At 61.8% G+C, this 19,846-nt stretch carries 20 protein-coding genes; 5 read left to right on the forward strand and 15 right to left on the reverse strand.

All coding sequences use genetic code 11. From position 1 onward, the window contains the following. Positions 1 to 116 precede the first annotated feature (116 nt). Positions 117 to 824: an HPP family protein gene (locus CKW07_RS07480; RefSeq protein WP_095144302.1), complete on the forward strand. Its 708-nt coding sequence runs from the start codon at positions 117 to 119 to the stop codon at positions 822 to 824. Between the two features lie 31 nt (positions 825 to 855). Here the strand turns inward: CKW07_RS07480 and astA are convergent, their stop codons facing one another. The 7 genes from astA to CKW07_RS07515 all read right to left on the reverse strand — a co-directional run bounded on the left by astA (position 856) and on the right by CKW07_RS07515 (position 6,683). Further along, complete coding sequence (gene astA, locus CKW07_RS07485) at positions 856 to 1,890, reverse strand: arginine N-succinyltransferase (RefSeq protein WP_095144303.1); 1,035 nt, start codon at positions 1,888 to 1,890, stop codon at positions 856 to 858. Continuing rightward, entirely contained in the window at positions 1,890 to 2,837 is a 948-nt protein-coding gene (gene ctlX, locus CKW07_RS07490; protein ID WP_095144304.1) for a citrulline utilization hydrolase CtlX, read from the reverse strand. Before ctlX ends, astA begins: the two co-directional genes overlap by 1 nt. Positions 2,838 to 3,083: 246 nt before the next feature. Further along, on the reverse strand, positions 3,084 to 3,560 hold the full coding sequence (locus CKW07_RS07495; protein WP_095078984.1) for an Lrp/AsnC family transcriptional regulator: 477 nt from the start codon (positions 3,558 to 3,560) through the stop codon (positions 3,084 to 3,086). Positions 3,561 to 3,572: 12 nt separating this feature from the next. Beyond that, positions 3,573 to 4,334 carry an ABC transporter ATP-binding protein gene (locus CKW07_RS07500; RefSeq protein WP_095144305.1) on the reverse strand — a complete coding sequence of 254 codons (762 nt, stop codon included), beginning with the start codon at positions 4,332 to 4,334 and terminating at the stop codon, positions 3,573 to 3,575. Between the two features lie 62 nt (positions 4,335 to 4,396). Beyond that, the gene (locus tag CKW07_RS07505) at positions 4,397 to 5,107 is read right to left on the reverse strand and encodes an ABC transporter permease (RefSeq protein WP_095144306.1); all 711 of its coding nucleotides are present in this window, start codon (positions 5,105 to 5,107) and stop codon (positions 4,397 to 4,399) included. After that, positions 5,104 to 5,829 carry an ABC transporter permease gene (locus tag CKW07_RS07510; RefSeq protein WP_095144307.1) on the reverse strand — a complete coding sequence of 242 codons (726 nt, stop codon included), beginning with the start codon at positions 5,827 to 5,829 and terminating at the stop codon, positions 5,104 to 5,106. Before CKW07_RS07510 ends, CKW07_RS07505 begins: the two co-directional genes overlap by 4 nt. 74 nt (positions 5,830 to 5,903) lie before the next feature. After that, positions 5,904 to 6,683, reverse strand: coding sequence for a transporter substrate-binding domain-containing protein (locus CKW07_RS07515; protein ID WP_095144308.1), 780 nt, complete (start codon positions 6,681 to 6,683; stop codon positions 5,904 to 5,906). Between the two features lie 550 nt (positions 6,684 to 7,233). Here CKW07_RS07515 and CKW07_RS07520 point away from each other — a divergent pair. Then, positions 7,234 to 8,340 carry an enoyl-CoA hydratase/isomerase family protein gene (locus tag CKW07_RS07520; RefSeq protein WP_095144309.1) on the forward strand — a complete coding sequence of 369 codons (1,107 nt, stop codon included), beginning with the start codon at positions 7,234 to 7,236 and terminating at the stop codon, positions 8,338 to 8,340. Positions 8,341 to 8,343: 3 nt separating this feature from the next. Further along, positions 8,344 to 9,495 (forward strand): acyl-CoA dehydrogenase family protein, encoded by a 1,152-nt coding sequence (locus CKW07_RS07525; protein WP_095144310.1) that lies wholly within the window; start codon positions 8,344 to 8,346, stop codon positions 9,493 to 9,495. A gap of 45 nt (positions 9,496 to 9,540) precedes the next feature. On the opposite strand, the gene CKW07_RS07530 is transcribed toward CKW07_RS07525, so the two are convergent. From CKW07_RS07530 to CKW07_RS07565, 8 genes are all read right to left on the reverse strand, one after another. Then, positions 9,541 to 10,314: an enoyl-CoA hydratase gene (locus CKW07_RS07530; RefSeq protein ID WP_095144311.1), complete on the reverse strand. Its 774-nt coding sequence runs from the start codon at positions 10,312 to 10,314 to the stop codon at positions 9,541 to 9,543. Between the two features lie 14 nt (positions 10,315 to 10,328). Next, positions 10,329 to 11,456, reverse strand: coding sequence for an acyl-CoA dehydrogenase (locus CKW07_RS07535; protein WP_095078992.1), 1,128 nt, complete (start codon positions 11,454 to 11,456; stop codon positions 10,329 to 10,331). Positions 11,457 to 11,465: 9 nt separating this feature from the next. After that, entirely contained in the window at positions 11,466 to 12,659 is a 1,194-nt protein-coding gene (locus tag CKW07_RS07540) for an acetyl-CoA C-acyltransferase (RefSeq protein ID WP_095144312.1), read from the reverse strand. Between the two features lie 12 nt (positions 12,660 to 12,671). Then, positions 12,672 to 13,433: an SDR family NAD(P)-dependent oxidoreductase gene (locus CKW07_RS07545; RefSeq protein ID WP_095144313.1), complete on the reverse strand. Its 762-nt coding sequence runs from the start codon at positions 13,431 to 13,433 to the stop codon at positions 12,672 to 12,674. Between the two features lie 16 nt (positions 13,434 to 13,449). Further along, a complete protein-coding gene (locus CKW07_RS07550) occupies positions 13,450 to 15,114 on the reverse strand; it encodes an AMP-binding protein (protein ID WP_095144314.1) in 1,665 nt (554 codons plus the stop codon). Positions 15,115 to 15,285: 171 nt separating this feature from the next. Further along, positions 15,286 to 16,302, reverse strand: coding sequence for an AraC family transcriptional regulator (locus tag CKW07_RS07555; RefSeq protein ID WP_095144315.1), 1,017 nt, complete (start codon positions 16,300 to 16,302; stop codon positions 15,286 to 15,288). 211 nt (positions 16,303 to 16,513) lie between these two features. After that, on the reverse strand, positions 16,514 to 17,551 hold the full coding sequence (locus CKW07_RS07560) for a dienelactone hydrolase (protein WP_095144316.1): 1,038 nt from the start codon (positions 17,549 to 17,551) through the stop codon (positions 16,514 to 16,516). 252 nt (positions 17,552 to 17,803) lie between these two features. Then, positions 17,804 to 18,415: an FMN-dependent NADH-azoreductase gene (locus CKW07_RS07565; protein ID WP_095144317.1), complete on the reverse strand. Its 612-nt coding sequence runs from the start codon at positions 18,413 to 18,415 to the stop codon at positions 17,804 to 17,806. A gap of 128 nt (positions 18,416 to 18,543) precedes the next feature. Between CKW07_RS07565 and CKW07_RS07570 the strand changes: the two genes are divergently transcribed. Then, complete coding sequence (locus CKW07_RS07570) at positions 18,544 to 19,452, forward strand: LysR substrate-binding domain-containing protein (RefSeq protein ID WP_095144318.1); 909 nt, start codon at positions 18,544 to 18,546, stop codon at positions 19,450 to 19,452. Next, positions 19,449 to 19,808: an MmcQ/YjbR family DNA-binding protein gene (locus CKW07_RS07575; protein WP_095144319.1), complete on the forward strand. Its 360-nt coding sequence runs from the start codon at positions 19,449 to 19,451 to the stop codon at positions 19,806 to 19,808. Before CKW07_RS07570 ends, CKW07_RS07575 begins: the two co-directional genes overlap by 4 nt. The last annotated feature ends 38 nt before the right edge of the window (positions 19,809 to 19,846 follow it).

Genomic DNA, 19,846 nt, shown 5'->3' on the forward strand with positions numbered 1-19,846 from the left:
CAGACCGGCAGACTGCACCGGTTCCTCCCCCAAATGGTGGAACTTTTGAAGGGCTTTCTGGTGACCCAGACAGGCCCTTCTTTTTGTCTGCCCTCTGCCACTGGACCGTTCTGCCCATGTTTGCTCGCTGGATCCCCGCTGCCATCAATACCCGTCCTTCAGAATGGAGCCGTGCCGCCATCGGCATGTCCCTGGGCACACTGCTGAGCGTCTGGCTCTGTGGCCAGGTATTCGGCATGGACGTGGCCATGCACCTGATCGGCCCCCTGGGGGCATCGGCGGTATTGCTGTTTGCCGTGTCGTCCGGCGCACTGGCCCAGCCCTGGTCGATCCTGGGCGGATACCTGTGTGCCGGGGTGGTAGCACTGTTGGTGGCCCATGTGCTTGGACGGACCCTGGGCAGTGCGTGCCTGGCAGCCGGCACCGCGTTGATGCTGATGTGCTGGCTGCGTTGCCTGCATCCCCCGGCCGGTGCGCTGGCCTTGCTGATGGTGGTGGCGGACCCGGCGACCATCGCCCTGGACTGGAAAGCACTCGCGCCGGTGATGCTGAGCGCGGCCACCTTGTTGCTCAGTGCCCTGGTCTACAACAACCTGACCCGTATTCGCTACCCCAAGCGGCCCGCCGAACCGGTGGCCCGGGTGCCGGCGGATCACCCGCCCGTCGACAGCCAGGCAATCACGGCACAAGACCTGAAAGCGGCACTGGCGGACCTGGAGGCTTTCTTCGATGTGACCCCCGAGGACCTTGAACAACTGATCCACGCCAGCGAACGGCACGCCAAGCGCCGCAGTATCGGTGAGGTATTCGCCAACAAGGCCTGACACGGCCAACGACAAGGCCTGGCGCTACTCCTCAGGCCGCTGACTGCTGCCGTGCCGGTACCGCCAGGCTCACCGCTCGCACCGAGGCTCCGGTACACAAACCTAGCGACTGGGCGGTTTGCGCATCGACAATCAATGTCCCGGCGGCGATCCGCGCAGGTGCTGCGGTAATCCGGCACTCGGCCAATTGCCGATTGTGGATCAGGTAGATCTCGGCCTGCTCCCCCGGCGTGCCAATGCTTAGTTGCAATACCTGACTATCGCGTACCGCCCGAATCTGTCCTGTCGCGCATTCGATCAACGGACCGCCGTCGAAGATATCGATGTAATCCCGGTGTTCAAAGCCCTCCGCCTTGAGCATGCCCAACGCCGGTTCGGTGTTGGGATGTACCCGACCGATCACTGATCGCGCGCTCTCGGGCAGCAGGCATGTAGGTAACGGGAACTTGGGCATCAGTTCGGCAATGAAGGTTTTGTTACCAAGGCCGGTGAGGTAGTCGGCGTCGGCAAAATCCATTTTGAAAAAGTGCCGTCCCAAGCCTTCCCAGAAAGGTGAAACACCCTCCTCGTCGGAGTAGCCGCGCATTTCCGCGATGACCTTTTCGCCAAAGTGCTGGCGAAATTCGGCGAGAAACAGAAACCGCGCCTTGGATAACAGGCGACCGTTGAGGCCAGCGCGGTGATCGGCATGCAAGAACAACGAACACAACTCCGAATGCCCGGTCATGTCGTTCCCCAGGAACAGCGTCGGCAATTGCTGATTGATCCCCAGGTTGCTGGACGCGGCGACAAACAGGCCCAGGCGATAGTTGTACCAGGGCTCCCGCAGGCCGACAGCGCCAGCCAGGGCGCAGATGCCGATCGCCTCTCCCTGATCACTCTCCAGCACAAACAGATAGTCGGCGTCAGCGCGTCCGGCCTCGCCGGCAAAGGTTCTCGCCGCCCACTCCAGGCGCTGGCGCAAACGTCCGGCATCCGCAGGCAAGGTCGTCAAGCCGGTGCCCGCACTATGAGCCAGGGCCAGCAATGCCGGCAGATCATCGGGTGTCGCAGGACGGACGATCATCACATACCCCCCTTGGCAGCCGGATACGCCTGCCGGGCCTTGGGTAGAAAAACCTCCGCCAACATGCAGCGGGCACTCCCACCGCCCACCCGTTCGATGGTGTCGATGTTCACGGGCAACGGTGTGGTGTAAGCCTCGATGAGCCGACGCTGAGCCGCATCGAGGGAACGCCAGGCGGTGCGCGACATCACCAACAGCGGCTCACCTGCCGCCGTGTGGACTTGCAGCATGTTGCCCGCGAAAGACTCTAACTGCTCCCAACTCAGCGCGATAACCTGCTTGCCGCTGTCTTCCAGGCGTGAACGCAGCGTTCGGGCTTGCGCCGGCTCAGCCACGCAAGCCAGGCAGGCCACGGCCAGTTCAGTACCGACGCTCATCATGACGTTGGTGTGATAGATCGCGACACCCTGGCGATCGACTGCGTTGAATGCGCACAACTCATAACCCAGATGGCTGACCACTTGATCCAATGCATGGGCGTGGGTGCGTGTGGAGTAGCCGGCGTAGCAAATCCGCGCCTGACGGTCCAGCACCATACTGCCCGTGCCCTCGAGGAACACGTCCTGCAGTTCAAGGGCCGTGAGGTCCAGCAGGTGCTCGACCCGGTACTCGTTGTGCAGCAGATCCAGCACACCCTTGTCCCGTTCCAGCCGCCGGTTATGGCCTTGCATCGGATACAACACCAGTGTGCCGTCGGGGTGACTGCTCCACCAATTGTTGGGGAAAATCGAGTCCGGGGTATGGGGGGCATCGCGGTCATCGTGAACGATCACCTCCACTCCGTGATCGCGTAGCGCAGCGACGTAACCGTCGAACTCCTGCAAGGCCTGGCGCTGGACGTCCTCCGACGCGGCCGCCGGGCGCTGGAAACGGTTGTTCGCCGCCGTATCCTGATTGAAGGAGAAACGTGTCGGGCGAATCATCAAAACGGTATTGGTGGTTTGCATGGGCACAGGTTCAATGAGGGTTGAGAGGTGCTCATTGTCTGTTTCGCTGCGCAGAAAACCCGGCTGATTAGCAGCAAGGCAGTGTTGAAAATGGCTGAAAACCCAGGGGCTTTCAGCCGATTTGGCGGGATGAAAACAGGAAGGGATTGGGCGTTGAAGACCGTCACCACACTCAGCCTGGCAACGCCCCGATGGACGCTTCAGGCTGACTTGCGTTCCCTCGCTTGCGTGGGAACGCGCAGGTGCCTACGACGAGGTTTTGACCATCGCCAGTTCTGGGTGGCTGACCAGTTTGTCGATATGCAGGTCTGGATCATCGAACCAGACTTCGGTCAGCACCCGGTAGTGCTCCATGTCACGGCAGCGCATCCGCAGACTGTAATCGAAGGCTCCGCTGATCAATTGGCATTCCAGTACCTGCGGGCAAGCACGCACCTTGGCCTCGAACGCCTTTTGTGCAGCGCGCCCACTCTGGTTCGACAGCGCCACCAGCACCAGCAACGACAAACCCGGTGTCAGTTTCTTTTCGTCGAGGATAGCCCCATAACCCCGAATCACCCCGAGCTGTTCGAGCTTTCGCACCCGTTCCAGGCAAGGCCTGGGCGTCAGGTGCACGCGCTCGGAAAGCTTTTGATACGTGATGCGCCCATCGTGACGCAGCACCTCGATGATGGCCTGATCGATACGATCAAGCACGATCGTCAGATCACGGATATCCGCCATGTACGTCTTGCCTCACTTCAAACGGCCCGATAGAAATTGCTGTAAACGTTCACTCTTCGGCTGGTCGAGGATCGTCGCATCGCCCTGCTCCTCGACCTTGCCTTGATGCAGGAACAGCACTTGACTGGAAACCTGCCGGGCAAAACCCATTTCGTGGGTCACCATCAACATGGTCCGCCCCTCTTCAGCCAGTGCCTGAATCACCTTCAACACTTCTCCCACCAACTCCGGGTCCAGGGCTGACGTCGGCTCATCGAACAACAGGATCTGTGGCTCCACCGCCAATGCTCGCGCAATCGCCACACGTTGCTGTTGGCCCCCCGACAGAAACGCCGGGTATTGCTCGGCCACTCGCTGGGGCAGGCCGACTTTGTCCAGATACGCCCGGGCGCTGGTTTCGGCGTCCTTGCGAGCGACACCCAGCACTTTGCAGGGCGCCAGCATGATGTTCTCCAGCACGGTCAAATGGCTCCACAGGTTGAAGTGCTGAAACACCATGGCCAGCCGTGTGCGCAAGCGCTGCAACTGTGCCGGATTGGCGACCCGCATGCCACCTGCCGCCTGGCGGGTGACAATGCGCTCGCCATCCAGCGCAATGGCCCCCTCATCCGCGCGCTCCAGAAAATTGATGCAACGCAACATGGTGCTTTTGCCCGAGCCGCTGGCGCCGATCATGCTCACCACATCCCCGGCCCGCGCGTTCAAAGAGACGCCCTTGAGTACTTCATTGTCACCAAAACGTTTATACAGATTTTCAACCGTGAGTTTGTACATGCTTGCACTCCTGGAGCGGCGTCTGCGTCGACGCCGCTCTGGACAAAAATGAGGTGAGTGATTCAGTGCGCCGGCCCGAGAAAGCCCAGCCAACGTTTCTCCGCCAGGCGAAATCCGCCGACCAGGGCGAGTGACAACCCCAGGTACAACAAACCGGCGATGCCAAACGCCTGAAACGTCATGAAGGTCGCGGCGTTGGCATCCCGGGCAACTTTCAGAATGTCCGGGATAGTCGCGGTGAAGGCCACGGACGTGGCGTGCAGCATCAGAATCACTTCGTTGCTGTAGTACGGCAGTGCGCGGCGCAGGGCCGATGGCAGGATCAATTGCAGGTGCAGCCGCCAGCCGCTCAAGCCATAGGCGTGCGCCGCTTCGATTTCGCCGTAGGGAATGCTGCGAATCGCACCGGCGAATATCTCCACGGTGTAGGCACAGGTGTTGAGGGTGAATGCCAGCAAGGTGCAGTTCATGGCATCGCGGAAGAAGGCTTCCAGCAGCGGCTGGGCGCGCACCGCCGCAATGCCGTAGATCCCGCTGTAGCAAATCAGCAGTTGGATATACAGCGGCGTACCGCGAAATACATAGGTAAACAACTGGACCGGCCAGCGCAACAACGCCCAGCGCGAGGTACGCATGATCGCCAGTGGCAACGACAGGCAAAAGCCAAGGACGATACTCGCCACCAGCAACCACAGGGTCATGGCCAGGCCGGTGAACGTCTCACCGTCGCTGAACAGGAAGGGTCTCCAGTACTCGGCAATCAATTCAATCATCGCGCCATCCCCCGTACTCCTTGGTTGTAGCGGCGCTCAAGCACTCGCAACGCATAGTTGGAGGCGCTGGTGATCAGCAGGTACAACGCCGCCGCCATCAGCAGGAAGTCGAGCATGTTGAAGGTGCTTTTGCCCGCCTCCTGCGCCACTTTGACCAGGTCCGACAAGCCAATGATCGACACCAGCGCGGTGGCCTTGAGCAACACCAGCCAGTTGTTGCCCAGGCTCGGCAAGGCAAAACGCATCATTTGCGGGAACACCACGAAACGAAACCGCTGCCAGCGATTGAGGCCGAAACAGGCGGCGGCCTCTTGCTGACCGCGTGGCACGCTCACAATGGCGCCACGAAAGGTCTCGGTGAAGTACGCGCCGTAGATAAACCCGAGCGTGACAATCCCGGCCAGAAACGGGTCGATCTCCATGTAGGGCCAGCCCATCGCCTCGGTAAGGCTGCTCAGCCAGCCTTGCAGGCTGTAGAAGATCAACAGCATCAGCACCAGGTCCGGCACACCGCGAATCAGTGTGGTATAGAGCGTCGCCGGCAGGTTCAGCCACTTCAGCGGCGATAACTTGGCCGCGGCGCCCAGCAACCCCAACACCATGCTGACCAGCAGCGAAAACGCAGAGAGTTTGAGGGTGACCCACGTGCCATGCAGCAACAACGGGCCGTAACCTTGCAGGGTCGACAGATCGACCCCCAGTAGATTCAGGAGGGAATTCACGCCAGTTACCTGTCTTGTGGCGCCCGCACGGGCGCTGTACCGATGAGCGCGGCACAGTGCTCGGGGCGCGAGGATCAGTTGTTATAGAGGTCCAGAGCGCCGAAGTGCTTTTGCTGGATCTGTGCGTAGATGCCCTTGTCGTGCAGGGACTTGATGGCGGCATTGATCATGCCTTTGAGCTCGTCGTTGCCCTTGCGGATACCGATGGCGATTTCCGAGGGCACCAGCGGGTCACTGATGCCTTCGCTGTTCTGGAAGTCAGCGCCCTGTGGCGACGTCAGAAAACTCATCTGCGCCTGCAGCTTATCCTGGATGGACGCATCGAGGCGGCCGAACACCAGGTCTGCGTACACCTGATCCTGATTCTGATAGGCCCGCAGTTTCACACCGCCTGGCGCCAGTTTGGCCCTGGCGTAGGTCTCCTGAATCGTGCCCTGCATGAACCCCACGGTCTTGCCCTTGAGGGATTCGGCGGTGGGCTCCAGGCCGGAATCCTTGCGGGTGACGATGGCGGTCGGTCCGGCATAGAGGCGATCACTGAAATCGATCTGTTTTTTACGGGCATCCGTCACCGTCATCGAGGATTCGATCGCATCGAACTTACCGGCTTTGAGACCCGGGATCAGCCCGTCGAAGTCGTTGCTGACCCAGACACAGGTGAGTTTCAACTCGGCGCAGATGGCGTTGCCCAGGTCGACGCCGAAGCCTTGCACGCCTCCGTCAGCGGTCGTGGACTCAAAGGGTGGATAGCTGGGATTGACGCCAAAGCGCAACTCTTTCCATTCTTTGGCGCTGGCGCCGGTGGAGCAGCACAGCAAGGCGAGTGCCGGCAAGGTCAGCCACTTGATATTCATCTTCTTGAGTCCCGGATTATTTGGATTTATAGCGGTCAGGCGCCCGCGCCGAACCACACTTTTTTACAGGGGCAGAAAATCGATGCGGTCTTCACCGCAGCCGTATTTATTGTTGTTATCGACCGGAGGGAGCCAGTCGTCGGGGTGCAACCCTTTTCTGGCGCATTGTCAAAAGCACCTGAAACGGAACGCCAGAATGCCAATAGCCAGGACGGCGCAGGTGTCGTAAGGCGCGGTCCAGACAGCGTAACTGCGCTGAACGAGCGCATTGGACAGCCGATTCTGTCGTCAGCGGCAAGGCGCGATGGCAAGCCCTTTCGACACTGGCCAAAGGCACATCGACGGTGCCTTGTCGCGCACTGTCCCGTGTCGGGCAGCACGGAGGTGGTCGCTCAATGACCCACTGCACCAGGGGCGGATCCTGACATGCAAAAATGCACAGGCGACCTGCAGTTATCCGGGTTGTACATGGCAAATTTGCACTGTTACGATCCGCCATCGCTCGCGCGCGAGCATCTCTATAAAGAACAATAAAAGCAGGGAGTTAGTGATGACTGCTCAGGTTTCATCCCCGACAGGTCAGCCCATGGATGCCACGCAGAACGACGTGCTGGCCCAGGTGCGCAACCACATTGGTCACCTGACCCTCAATCGCCCCGCCGGTCTCAATGCCATTACCCTGGACATGGTGCGCAGCCTGCATCGCCAGCTGGACGCCTGGGCCCGGGATCCGCAGGTACATGCCGTGGTACTACGCGGAGCTGGCGAGAAAGCCTTCTGTGCCGGTGGCGATATCCGCTCGCTGTACGACAGCTACACAAGCGGCGACACCCTGCACGAAGCGTTCTTCGTCGAAGAATATGCCCTGGACCTGGCGATCCACCATTACCGTAAACCCGTGCTCGCGCTGATGGACGGTTTCGTCCTCGGCGGCGGCATGGGTCTGGTGCAGGGTGCCGACTTGCGGGTGGTCACCGAACGCAGCCGCCTGGCGATGCCGGAAGTGGGCATCGGCTATTTCCCGGACGTGGGTGGCAGCTACTTCCTGCCCCGTGTCCCGGGCGAACTGGGGATCTATCTGGGTGTCAGCGGCGTGCAGATTCGCGCTGCCGATGCGTTGTATTGCGGGTTGGCCGACTGGTACCTGGAAAGTGCGCGGCTGGCCGAGCTGGACCAGCGCCTGGACAGCCTTGTATGGCACGACACCCCGCTCAAGGACCTGCAAGGCTTGCTGGCCAGGCTCGGCGTGCAGCACCTGCCCGACGCACCGCTGCAAGCCTTGCGCCCGGCCATCGATCACTTCTTCGCCCTGGCGGACGTGCCGGGCATCGTCGAGCAACTGCGTACCGTCACGGTTGCCGACAGCCACGCCTGGGCGTTGACCACCGCCGACCTGCTGGAAACCCGCTCACCGCTGGCCATGGGTGTGACCCTGGAAATGCTGCGCCGCGGCCGACAGCTGAGCCTGGAACAGTGTTTTGCCCTGGAGCTGCACCTGGATCGTCAGTGGTTCGAGCGTGGCGACCTGATCGAAGGTGTGCGCGCCCTGCTAATCGACAAAGACAAGAACCCACGCTGGAACCCTCCGACCGTACAGGCGCTGGACGCCGAGCGGGTGGCGAGCTTCTTCAGCGGATTTGATCAGAGCGGGAGCTGAGTCATGCACGATATCGAATTGACCGAAGAACAAGTGATGATCCGCGACATGGCCCGGGACTTTGCCCGTGGCGAAATCGCCCCCCATGCCCAGGCCTGGGAAAAGGCCGGCTGGATCGACGATGCGCTGGTGGCGAAAATGGGCGAGCTGGGGTTGCTTGGCATGGTGGTACCCGAAGAATGGGGTGGCACCTACGTCGACTACGTGGCCTACGCCCTGGCGGTGGAAGAAATTTCCGCCGGTGACGGCGCCACCGGCGCCTTGATGAGCATCCATAATTCGGTGGGCTGCGGGCCGGTACTCAATTACGGTACCGAGGAACAGAAACAGACCTGGTTGGCAGACCTGGCCAGCGGCCAGGCCATCGGTTGCTTCTGCCTGACCGAGCCCCAGGCCGGCTCCGAGGCGCATAACCTGCGCACCCGTGCCGAACTGCGTGACGGTCAATGGGTGATCAATGGTGCCAAGCAGTTCGTCAGCAATGGCAAGCGCGCGAAACTGGCCATCGTCTTCGCCGTCACTGACCCGGACCTGGGCAAGAAAGGCCTGTCAGCCTTCCTGGTGCCCACCGACAACCCAGGTTTCATTGTCGACCGTAGCGAACACAAGATGGGCATTCGCGCCTCCGATACCTGTGCCGTTACCCTCAATAACTGCGTGATTCCCGAAGCGAACCTGCTGGGCGAACGCGGCAAGGGCCTGGCGATTGCCCTGTCCAACCTCGAAGGCGGTCGCATCGGCATCGCCGCGCAAGCGCTGGGCATTGCCCGTGCAGCCTTCGAAGCGGCACTGGCCTATTCCCGTGACCGGGTGCAGTTCGACAAGCCGATCATCGAACACCAGAGTATCGCCAACCTGCTGGCTGACATGCACACCCGCCTGAACGCCGCCCGCTTGCTGATCCTGCACGCCGCACGCCTGCGCAGCGCCGGCAAGCCGTGCCTGTCCGAAGCCTCCCAGGCCAAGCTGTTCGCGTCCGAGATGGCCGAGAAGGTCTGCTCGTCCGCCATTCAGATTCATGGCGGCTACGGCTACCTGGAAGATTATCCGGTGGAGCGTTACTACCGCGATGCGCGGATCACGCAGATTTACGAGGGGTCGAGCGAGATACAGCGGATGGTGATTGCGCGGGAATTGAAGAATTATCAGATCTGAAGTGTACGTACCTGTGGCGAGGGGGTTTGCCCCCTCGCCACACAATTACTTACCGACGAACTCAGGCGCACGCTTGGCAATGAACGCGGCCATCCCTTCCTTCTGATCCTGGGTGGCGAACGCTGCATGGAACACCCGGCGTTCGAAGCGCACGCCTTCGGACAGGCTGACCTCAAAGGCGCGGTTGACGCTTTCCTTGGTCATCATCGCAATCGGCAGCGATTTGCTGGCAATCACCGCTGCTACCTTCATCGCCTCGTCCAACAGCTCATCGGCCGGCACGATGCGCGCCACGATGCCGCAACGCTCGGCCTCCACCGCATCGATCAAGCGGCCGCTCAGGCACATTTCCATGGCCTTGGCCTTACCCACCGCGCGGGTCAGGCGCTGGGTGCCGCCCATGCCTGGCAACACGCCCAGATTGATTTCCGGCTGACCGAACCTGGCGTTGTCACCGGCCAGAATGAAGTCGCACATCAGTGCCAGTTCACAGCCGCCCCCCAACGCGAAACCGTTGACCGCGGCAATGATCGGCTTGCGGCGGTTAGCCACCCGATCACTGTCGCTGAACAGGTCATCGAGGTAGATCTGCGGGTAGGTCAGCTCCGCCATTTCCTTGATGTCAGCACCGGCGGCAAAGGCTTTTTTCGAGCCGGTCAGTACGATACAGCCGATGTCCGGATTGGCTTCCAGACCGTCCAGCGCGTGGTTCAGTTCGCTGACAATCTGCGCATTCAGTGCGTTCAGTGCCTGGGGACGATTGAGCGTGATCAGGCCGACCCGGCCCTGGACGTCCAACAAAATCGTTTCGTAACTCATGCCAACATTCCTTCTCAAAGATTGCGCGAAATGACCATGCGCTGAATATCACTGGTGCCTTCATAAATCTGGCAGACCCGCACGTCGCGGTAGATACGCTCCAGCGGAAAGTCGTTCAAGTAGCCGTAGCCACCCAGGGTTTGCAATGCCATCGAGCAGACTTTCTCGGCCATTTCCGAAGCAAACAGCTTGGCCATCGAAGCTTCCACCAGGGCCGGCTTGCCACTGTCACGCAGGGCGGCGGCGTAATGCACCATTTGCCGGGCGACGGCTATTTGCGTGGCCATGTCGGCCAGGCGAAAGGCCACGGCCTGATGCTCGATGAGGGCCTTGCCGAAGCTTTCCCGCTCGCGGGCATAGTCGCGGGCCGCTTCGAAGGCAGCGCGGGCCATGCCCACGGACTGCGAGGCAATGCCGACACGCCCGCCTTCCAGGTTGGCCAGGGCAATCCTGTAGCCTTCGCCCTCCTCGCCCAGACGATTTGCCACCGGAACCTTCACGTCCTCGAACAGGATCTGGCAGGTGTCGGAGGCATGCTGGCCGAGTTTGTCCTCGATCCGCGCGACCTTGTAGCCCGGTGAGTCGGTGGGCACGATAAAGGCACTGATCCCACGCTTGCCGGCAGCCGGGTCGGTCACGGCAAACACAATCACCACCCCGGCGTTCTGCCCCGACGTGATGAACTGTTTGCAGCCGTTGAGCACGTAGTGATCGCCGTCCAGGCGCGCACGGGTTTTCAGGCTGCTGGCGTCGGAACCGGCCTGGGGCTCGGTCAACGCGAACGCACCGAGCATGGCCCCGCTGGCCAGCGGCTTGAGGAACTGCTCTTTCTGTTGATCGTTGCCGAACTTGAGGATCGGCACACAGCCGACCGAGTTGTGCACGCTCATGATGGTCGAACAGGCACCATCGCCAGCGGCGATTTCTTCCAGGGCCATGGCGTACGCCAGGTACCCGGTGTCGCAACCGCCCCATTGTTCCGGCACCAGCATGCCGAAGAAGCCCAGTTGCGCCATCTCGCCAATGGCTTCTTTAGGGAAGCGATGCTCGCGATCCCACTCGGCGGCAAACGGCTTGAGCCGCTCCTGGGCAAACTGCCGTGCCGCTTCGCTGATCTGTAGTTGTTCGTCATTCGGGAGCATGGGGATTCCTTAGTACAGGCATTCAACGGCCATGGCCGTGGCTTCACCGCCGCCGATGCAGATGGCTGCAACGCCGCGTTTCAGGCCTTTCTGGCGCAGGGCCGAGAGCAAGGTCACCAGGATGCGCGCACCCGAGGCGCCAATCGGGTGACCCAGGGCGCAGGCGCCGCCGTGAATGTTGACCTTGTCGTGGGGGATCTCCAGCTTGGTCATGGTGACCAGGCTGACCACGGCGAAGGCTTCGTTGACTTCGAACAGGTCGACTTCATCCAGCGACCAGCCGGTCTTTTTCATCAGCTTCTTGATCGCACCCACTGGAGCGACCGGGAACAGGCCCGGGGTGTCGGCGAACGCGGCGTGACCATGAATCACCGCCAGCGGCTTCAAGCCACGTTTCTCGGCTTCGCTGCGACGCATCAACAGCAAGGCCGCCGCGCCATCGGAAATCGAACTGGAGTTGGCCGCCGTGACCGTGCCGCCCTCGCGGAACGCCGGTTTCAGGCTGGCGATCTTGTCCAGCCTGGCTTTTGGTGGCTGTTCGTCATCGCTGATGGTTTTCGGCTCTTTGCCAACCATGACCTGCAGGGGCACGATCTCGGCGTTGAAGCTGCCGTCCTTGATCGCCTGCTGGGCACGGGTGGTCGAGGCAATGGCAAAGGCGTCCTGTGCCTCACGGGTAAAACCGTTGGTCTCGGCACAGTCCTCGGCGAAGGTGCCCATCAGGCGCCCCTTGTCGTAGGCATCTTCCAGGCCGTCGAGGAACATATGGTCCAGGACCTTGCCGTGGCCCATGCGCAGGCCGGCCCGGACCCGGTCCAGCAGGTACGGTGCGTTGGACATGCTTTCCATGCCGCCGGCGACCACCACCTCGGCACTGCCGGCCAGCAGCATGTCGTGGGCCAGCATCGTGGCTTCCATACCCGAACCACACATCTTGTTCAGGGTGGTGCAGCGGGTCGCCTTGTTCAGGCCCGCACCCAGGGCGGCTTGTCGCGCCGGCGCCTGGCCTAAGCCTGCGGACAACACGCAGCCGAACAGCACTTCTTCCACCGCGTCGCTGGCCACGCCCGCGCGCTCGACCGCCGCGCGAATGGCAGCGGCGCCCAGTTGCGGTGCGCTCAGGCTTTTGAGTTCACCTTGAAAACCGCCCATGGGGGTGCGGACGGCGCTGACAATGACAATCGGATCGTTGTTCGTGGTCATGATCATGACTCCTTATTTGGCCGCCATGCGCAAGGCACCGTCGAGACGGATCACCTCACCGTTGAGCATGCTGTTCTCTATGATATGCCTGACCAGCGCGGCGTACTCGTCCGGTTTGCCCAGGCGTGGCGGGAATGGCACGCCGGCGGCCAGCGAATCGCGTACTTCCTGGGTCATGCCGGCCATCATCGGGGTTTCGAAGATACCTGGGGCGATGGTCATCACGCGGATGCCAAAGCGCGCCAATTCACGGGCAGCGGGCAAGGTCAGGCTGACAATCGCGCCTTTGGAGGCCGCGTAGGCGGCTTGGCCGATCTGCCCATCGTAGGCAGCAGCCGAGGCGGTGTTGATGATGACTCCGCGCTCGCCGTCGGCATTGGCCTCGGTCTCGGCAATGGCCGCGGCGGCCAGACGCAACAGATTGAAACTACCAATCAGGTTGACGTTGATCACCTGGCTGAAACTGGCCAGTGCGTGAGGGCCGTTCTTGCCGAGGATTTTCTCGCCACGGACCACGCCGGCGCAGTTGACCAACCCGTGCAGGCCGCCAAAGGCCGCTACAGTGGCCTTGACCGCCGCTTGCGCCGCCGCTTCCTGGGTGATGTCGGCCACCACGCTCTGGGCACCCAGGCGTTTGGCCTGGGCGGCGAGCGCTTCTGCGTTCATGTCCACCAGCATCACTTTGGCGCCGGCGCCGACCAGCATTTCAGCGGTGGCCGCCCCCAGTCCGGAAGCGCCGCCACTGACGAGAAAAACCTTGTTTGCGATTTGCATCGTTGTTTCCTTGAATTCAAGCCGAAGCCTTGTGAGCCGCAGCCTCTTGAGCCTTGGCGATTTCCTGGTTGCGCAAGATAAAGCGCTGTAACTTGCCGCTTGGGGTTTTCGGCAACTCACTGACAAATTCCACTTCCCGCGGGTACGAGTGCGCGGCCAGGCGCTTGCGCACATGCTGGCGCAGTTCCTCGGCAAGCTCGGGAGAGGCGCGGTATTGCGTGCTCAGCACCACGAACGCCTTCACCAGCTCAGTGCGCTCCGGATCGGGTTTGCCGACCACGGCCGCTTCGACCACCGCCGGGTGTTCGATCAGCGCGCTTTCCACGTCGAACGGGCCCACCCGGTAACCGGATGTGGTAATCACGTCATCGCTGCGGCCGACAAAGCTGATGCTGCCATCCGGGTTCAGTTCGACGGTATCGCCACTCAGATAATAGTTGCCGACGAAGGCTTTGGTCGGCGCCCCTTCGTAACCGGCGAACCAGCACATCGGTGACTGGCTGCGGTCGATGGCCAGAATCCCTGGCTGGCCGACCGACAATTCGTTGTAAGCGTCGTCCAGCACCACGATCCGGTGACCCGGCGAGGCGAAACCGGCGGCGCCGACATGTACCGGGTGCTCGAGGCCATGGTGATTGCACAGCACCATGCCCAGTTCAGTCTGGCCATAGTGGTCATGGATCACCACGTCGAGGTTGTCGGCGAACCAACGGATCACTTCCGGGTTCAACGGCTCGCCGGCGCTGCTGACGATGCGCAGCCGGCCCTTGATCGAACGGGCGAACTCATCGCCACCGGCAATCAGCAAGCGGTAAGCGGTCGGCGATCCGGTGAGGTTGGTGATGCCGTACTTGTTGATCACCCGGCAGGTGCTTTCGAGGGTGAACGGACCATCGTAGAAGGTAATCGGATGCCCCATGGACAACGGCCCGGTCACACCAAAGTAGATGCCATAGGCCCAGCCCGGGTCGGCAACGTTCCAGAACGCATCCTCGGGGCGCAGGTCGACCGCGTCACGGGTGTAGCTCTGGAACGCGACCATGGCCTTGAGGGGCACGTACAGGGCTTTCGACGGGCCAGTGGTGCCCGAGGTAAACATCAGCAGGAACGGGTCTTCGCCGGTCAGCATCACCGGTTCGCACTGATTGGAGTAATTGGCCAGCTCAGCCCAGAAACTGAAGTCGCCACGGACGATGCCCTGGCCTTTCGGGCCACCGATGGTGACGATGGTCGGACAGTCCGGGACTTCATCGAGCTTTGGACGATTGACCGCGTCGGTCACCACGATCATCGCGCCGGAACTGCCGAGCCGGTGTTCGATGGCCTTGGGGCCGAAGGCAGTGAACAGCGGCTGATAGACCGCCCCGATACGCCAGGTGGCGAGCACCGCAATCAGCAACTCGACGTTGCGCGGCAGCAGGCCGGCGACCTTGTCACCCTTTTTCACACCCTGTGCCTGCAGGAAATTGGCAAAGCGCGCGGCCTTGTCCTGCAGATCGCTGAAGGTATAGGTCGCGGAACTGGCGTCACGGCCTTCCCAGAACAAGGCAATGCGCCCGGGCAACGCATGCCGGTCGCAGCATTCAACGCAGGCGTTGAGCGCCGTCAGTGAGCCGAGAAGCGCTGCATCGACGGTGTGCTGATAATTGAACTGTGTGGTTGCAGACAGGTAATCGCGCATTGCCAGAATCCCTCTGTATTTTTATTAGGTTGGGGGGAACCGTATAAATCCAGGAAATACTCGCTCTGCGCACGATAGGGAACAATGGTCAAAGCTTTCAAGTTGCTTGACTGGTTTGGCCAAGCCTCACGCGGTGCGAGGGGGCAAGCGCGTGCCGGTGAAAGGCCCGGCTCAGTGAACTTCGTTGAGAATCAGGCTGCGGTAATGCCCGGGGTTTGACCCCGACCATTTGCGAAACGCCTTGTAGAACGAACTGGTATCGGCAAACCCCAGGCGCGTGGCGATTTCGGCGAAGCTGATGCCAGGCTCTGCCAGCCAGACGATCGCCAACTCCTTGCGCACGCTGTCCTTCAGGCCCTGGTAGGTCTGCCCTTCTTCGGCCAGGCGGCGGCGCAAGGTCGAGGCCGACATGCACAGCCGTTGCGCCAGGCTGTCGGTTTCCGGCCAGTGCTGGGCCGGCAACTGCCGCAGGTCGTGCTTGATACGGCTGGCCAGGCTCTGCGGGTCGCGGTACTTGACCAGGATGTTGGCCGGCGCCTGGGCCAGAAAGCGCTTGAGCTCGTCCGCGCTGCGCTTGATCGGCAACTCGAGGCAGTCGGCGGAAAAAATCATCCGGGTCCGCGGCCGATCAAAGCGCAGGTTTTCGGAAAACATCACCTTGTAGTCATCGCAGAAGTCCGGCTCGGCGCAGCGCAGTTCGATCGCCAGAATCGGAATCCGCCGTCCGGCCAACCAGCAGGCCACGCCGTGAACAATCATCCAGTAGGTGAAATAGGTGAAGGCGCGGCGCGGTGGCAGGTCGTCCTCGAGCAGGACGATCTCTGCCAGGCTCTGCTGGTGAACCAGTTGGGCCGGCAGGTGTTCGAGCATCAACGACAGAAAGCCCAACCCGGACTCCAGGCCGGTGGCCAGGGTTGGCTGGGCCATCGCGCATCGACACAGGAACGCCAGGCTGCCGGACTTCAGCTGCCGTGGGTCCATGCCAAAGAACTCGTCGTCCCTGCGCCGCGCCAGTAAACGCCATAGCCGAGCATAGGCCGTGGCCGGTACCCGCGCATCGGCCACCTCCAGTAACCGTGGCTCGATTCCGACCTTGAGCAGCACCTCAAGGCTGGCGGCACCCGGTGCGCAACTCTGCAACAGTGCCTCGCGCACCAGGTGGATGGAGATGGTGTCTTTTTCCGACATTGAACGTGGTGAACCCTGTTTTTGTTTGGTCGCCATCTTAGCGCAGGCGCGGCGTACCTTAGACCAAAAGATCAGCAGTAACGCCCTGGCAGTACGCGATTGACCATTAGCCTGCTTTTTTCGACGCCCGCCTGAGGCCGCCCAGCATGAGCATCGAAACTCTGTGGCCGGCGCCATCTACGACAGTCACGTTGCTCGGTTCAGGTTTGGCTTATTGATCAGCCGTCTGCAACCCTGCCCTGTCCGACTTGCCCAGCGCCTGGGTGAAAAAGCGCCCGGCTTCGGCGATCAGGTTGCGGTGAATGTCCTCGCGGTTGACGCCATCGGCGTCGGTGCACAACGCCGGCATCGCCGCGACCTGCTCCTCGCTGCAGGGCGCCATGAACACAAAGTGCCCTGCCCCCGTCAGTAACCTGAAATCCGGGGCGACGGGCAGCTTGCGTGCCAGCGCGGCAGCATTCTTGTCCAGCGCCACCAGGGTGTCCCCATCGCCGCTGTAGAGCAGCACCGGGATGTGCACACCCGCCAGCGTCTGGCGACTGAACTTCAGGCTCAGGGGCGCCATCAGCATCAAGGCGTGAACCCGTGGATCGGCCACCGGTTGCAGGTCATCACGATCGGCGATCAGTTCACCCCGGGTGTTGCAGGCGTCCCGGTCATCGGGGCGCTCCTGGCAGTAGCGACGCAGCCGCTCCAGGTCCGGGGTGGCGCCCGAAAGAATCAGCGCGGTTTCGCCACCGGCGGAGTAACCGATCACCCCGACCTGATCGGCATGGACGAACGGCGCCAGCAGGGGGTCGCCCAGAGTGGCGGTGATGGCTGCGGAAATCTGGATCGGACGGCCGTACAGATTGCTCAAGGTCCCGAGGCGGCTGTGGTCCCTGGAGTTGTCACCGGGGTGAGTCACGGCCACCACCACGAACCCTTTGCGCGCCAACGAGGTGGCAAGATAGTGCAAGGCCAACGGTGTCCCGGTGTTGCCAGGGGACAGCATCAGCATCGGGAAGCGGCCGATGGCAACCCTGGCATCCTCGCTGGCCTGGATGCGATAGCCCCCGACCTGACTGGAATGCTCGATACCGGTCGACGGATAGAACGCAATGGCGTCCATGGGCTGTAGATCCAGGGGGTCAGGAAAAGTCAGTCGGTGATAGCCGACACTCCAGTGCGGGTGCGGCGCAGGCACCGCCTGCACCGGATTCAGGCTGCCGAGCAGGCACAACAGTAACACTGCACAAAGACGCGACATGAGATGCCCCACCGTTTGACCTGACTGGATGAGCCGATTGGTGCCACTTGCCTGGATTCAGCGCCTTGGCCGAACTCGAGACCATCGTGCAACCGAGCCGCTACTGCGGGCCAGCATCACTCGGGCCAACACCTCGGTTGTCAGATGCAAAGGACAGAAGCAAAGAGACCCCGGGCCTTGATCGTTTTACGACGATCAAGGCCCGGGGTCCAGTGGCATTTGCCCAAGGCTGGGCGAGCCGTTGAACCGGCCTTATGCAGCGACGAACAATTGGTCGCTGATGTGGGCCTGGGCGTCGTTCATGGCTTTGGCGCGAACCTCCTCACCATAGGACAGGCCCTGGGCGCGGACGAATTCGACGTCGGTGATGCCCATGAAGCCCAGCATCACTTTCAGGTAGTCTTCATGACCTACGCCCGTCGCCTGACCGGCATGCAGGCCGCCAGAGGTGGACACCACCACGACTTTCTTGTTGCCGCACAGGCCTTCAGGGCCGGCTTCGGTGTAGCGGAAGGTCTGGCCGGCCACGGCGATACGATCGAACCAGGCCTTGAGCTGGGTCGGGATGGTGAAGTTGTACATCGGCGCGGCGATGACCACGGCATCCGCTGCCAGGAACTCGGCCAGGGTCGAAGCACTCAGGTCGGCTTCATGCTGTTGCGCGGCGTCACGCAGTTCGGCCGGGGTGCCCGCGGCTACCAGGGTCGCGGCGGAAAAATGGCTGATGGCATCGCTGGACAGATCGCGGTAAGTGACCACGGTATCAGGCTCGGCAGCGGTCCAGGCCTGGACAACACCCTTGCTCAGCTGACGGGAAGCCGAGTTGTCACCCAGGATGCTCGAATCGATGTGCAGAAGTTTCATATGGGATCTCCAAGTGAGGACCGCCACCGGGCGATCAAGTTGAGACAATCCTACAGATGAAACCAATAGCTGATTAGTCGGTAATAATGCGATAGTTCGTCCTACCCATAGGACAGTCGAGCCTCGTCATGCAAGACCTCAATGACCTCTACTATTTCGCCAAAGTGGTTGAAGCCGGCGGTTTCGCTGCCGCCGGGCGCTTGCTGGGCATTCCCAAGTCGCGCTTGTCACGACGCATTGCTGAACTGGAAGAGCGTCTGGGAGCCCGCCTGTTGCAGCGCACCACCCGTCAACTCAAGCTGACCGCAGTGGGCGAGCGTTACTTGCGCCATTGCCAGGCGATGCTGCTGGAGGCCGAGATGGCCGATGAAGCCGTGGCCAGCATGTCCAGCGAACCACGGGGGCGGTTGCGCGTATCCTGCCCGGTGGGACTGGCCCATGAGTTTCTGCCGCCGGTCATCAGCTCGTTTCTGGAGCGCTTCCCCCAGGTGCAACTGGACATGCAACTGCTCAACCGGCGCGTGGACCTGGTGACCGAAGGCATAGACGTGGCCTTGCGCGTCCGCGAACTGGGGGATGAAGACCCGTTCCTGGTCACCCGACGCCTGCGCCAGGCACAAACCGTCATGGTTGCCAGCCCACAGTTCCTGCGTGAGCGCCAGATCATCACCCCGGACGACCTGAAAAACGTCCCGGTGCTGGGGGCGCTGGAAGCCGATCGCCTGGTGCATTTGCGCATGCTCGATGAACAAGGGCAAAGCTGCGACTTGAGCCTGGAGGCGCGCCTGGGGATCGATGATTTTGTCGTGCGCAAGGCCTGCACGCTCTCCGGCCTTGGCTTCACCATACTGCCGATGCTGTACTGCGAGCAGGAACTGGCAAGCGGCTCGCTGGTGCAACTGCTGCCCCAGTGGTCATTGCCTGGCGGCTGGCTGCAGGCGGTCTACCCTCATCGGCGCGGCGTGCTGCCGGCCGTGCGCGCCTGGATCGACCATTTGGGCGAATCATTCAACAGCTGCGGGGACCGCTTGTTATGACGGCCAAGGCCATGACGGAAGACGAAGTCGCGGGTTTCTGCCTGGCCCTGCCCGGGGCACGGGAAGATTACAAGTGGGGCGGCGTGCGGGTGTTTTCGGTGGCCGGCAACAAGATGTTCGCGTTGCAGAACCTGCGCGGCGAGTCCCTGGCGTTCAAGGTCGACAAGGACCTGTTCCTGGGCCACGTCGACCGCCCGGGGATCGGGCCGGCGCCGTATCTGGCGCGAGCCCAATGGATCATCATGCACACGCCCTACCCGCTGGGCGCCCTTGAACTGCAAGCGTTGCTGCGCAGGTCCCACCAACTGGTGGTGAGCAAGTTGCCCAAGCGCGTCCAGGTCGGGCTGTTGCTCTAGAGGCCTGTGTGGTTGGTTCTGTTAGTCAACTTCGGCGC

This window comes from Pseudomonas sp. Irchel s3b6 (assembly GCF_900187415.1).
Taxonomy (GTDB): domain Bacteria; phylum Pseudomonadota; class Gammaproteobacteria; order Pseudomonadales; family Pseudomonadaceae; genus Aquipseudomonas.

Excerpts from the sequence above, each read along its gene's own strand:
- CKW07_RS07480 (WP_095144302.1), top strand. The coding sequence starts at position 117 with ATGTTTGCTCGCTGGATCCCCGCTGCCATCAATACCCGTCCTTCAGAA.
- astA (WP_095144303.1), bottom strand. The coding sequence starts at position 1,890 with ATGATCGTCCGTCCTGCGACACCCGATGATCTGCCGGCATTGCTGGCC.
- ctlX (WP_095144304.1), bottom strand. The coding sequence starts at position 2,837 with ATGCAAACCACCAATACCGTTTTGATGATTCGCCCGACACGTTTCTCC.
- CKW07_RS07495 (WP_095078984.1), bottom strand. The coding sequence starts at position 3,560 with ATGGCGGATATCCGTGATCTGACGATCGTGCTTGATCGTATCGATCAG.
- CKW07_RS07500 (WP_095144305.1), bottom strand. The coding sequence starts at position 4,334 with ATGTACAAACTCACGGTTGAAAATCTGTATAAACGTTTTGGTGACAAT.
- CKW07_RS07505 (WP_095144306.1), bottom strand. The coding sequence starts at position 5,107 with ATGATTGAATTGATTGCCGAGTACTGGAGACCCTTCCTGTTCAGCGAC.
- CKW07_RS07515 (WP_095144308.1), bottom strand. The coding sequence starts at position 6,683 with ATGAATATCAAGTGGCTGACCTTGCCGGCACTCGCCTTGCTGTGCTGC.
- CKW07_RS07520 (WP_095144309.1), top strand. The coding sequence starts at position 7,234 with ATGACTGCTCAGGTTTCATCCCCGACAGGTCAGCCCATGGATGCCACG.
- CKW07_RS07525 (WP_095144310.1), top strand. The coding sequence starts at position 8,344 with ATGCACGATATCGAATTGACCGAAGAACAAGTGATGATCCGCGACATG.
- CKW07_RS07530 (WP_095144311.1), bottom strand. The coding sequence starts at position 10,314 with ATGAGTTACGAAACGATTTTGTTGGACGTCCAGGGCCGGGTCGGCCTG.
- CKW07_RS07535 (WP_095078992.1), bottom strand. The coding sequence starts at position 11,456 with ATGCTCCCGAATGACGAACAACTACAGATCAGCGAAGCGGCACGGCAG.
- CKW07_RS07540 (WP_095144312.1), bottom strand. The coding sequence starts at position 12,659 with ATGACCACGAACAACGATCCGATTGTCATTGTCAGCGCCGTCCGCACC.
- CKW07_RS07545 (WP_095144313.1), bottom strand. The coding sequence starts at position 13,433 with ATGCAAATCGCAAACAAGGTTTTTCTCGTCAGTGGCGGCGCTTCCGGA.
- CKW07_RS07550 (WP_095144314.1), bottom strand. The coding sequence starts at position 15,114 with ATGCGCGATTACCTGTCTGCAACCACACAGTTCAATTATCAGCACACC.
- CKW07_RS07555 (WP_095144315.1), bottom strand. The coding sequence starts at position 16,302 with ATGTCGGAAAAAGACACCATCTCCATCCACCTGGTGCGCGAGGCACTG.
- CKW07_RS07560 (WP_095144316.1), bottom strand. The coding sequence starts at position 17,551 with ATGTCGCGTCTTTGTGCAGTGTTACTGTTGTGCCTGCTCGGCAGCCTG.
- CKW07_RS07565 (WP_095144317.1), bottom strand. The coding sequence starts at position 18,415 with ATGAAACTTCTGCACATCGATTCGAGCATCCTGGGTGACAACTCGGCT.
- CKW07_RS07570 (WP_095144318.1), top strand. The coding sequence starts at position 18,544 with ATGCAAGACCTCAATGACCTCTACTATTTCGCCAAAGTGGTTGAAGCC.
- CKW07_RS07575 (WP_095144319.1), top strand. The coding sequence starts at position 19,449 with ATGACGGCCAAGGCCATGACGGAAGACGAAGTCGCGGGTTTCTGCCTG.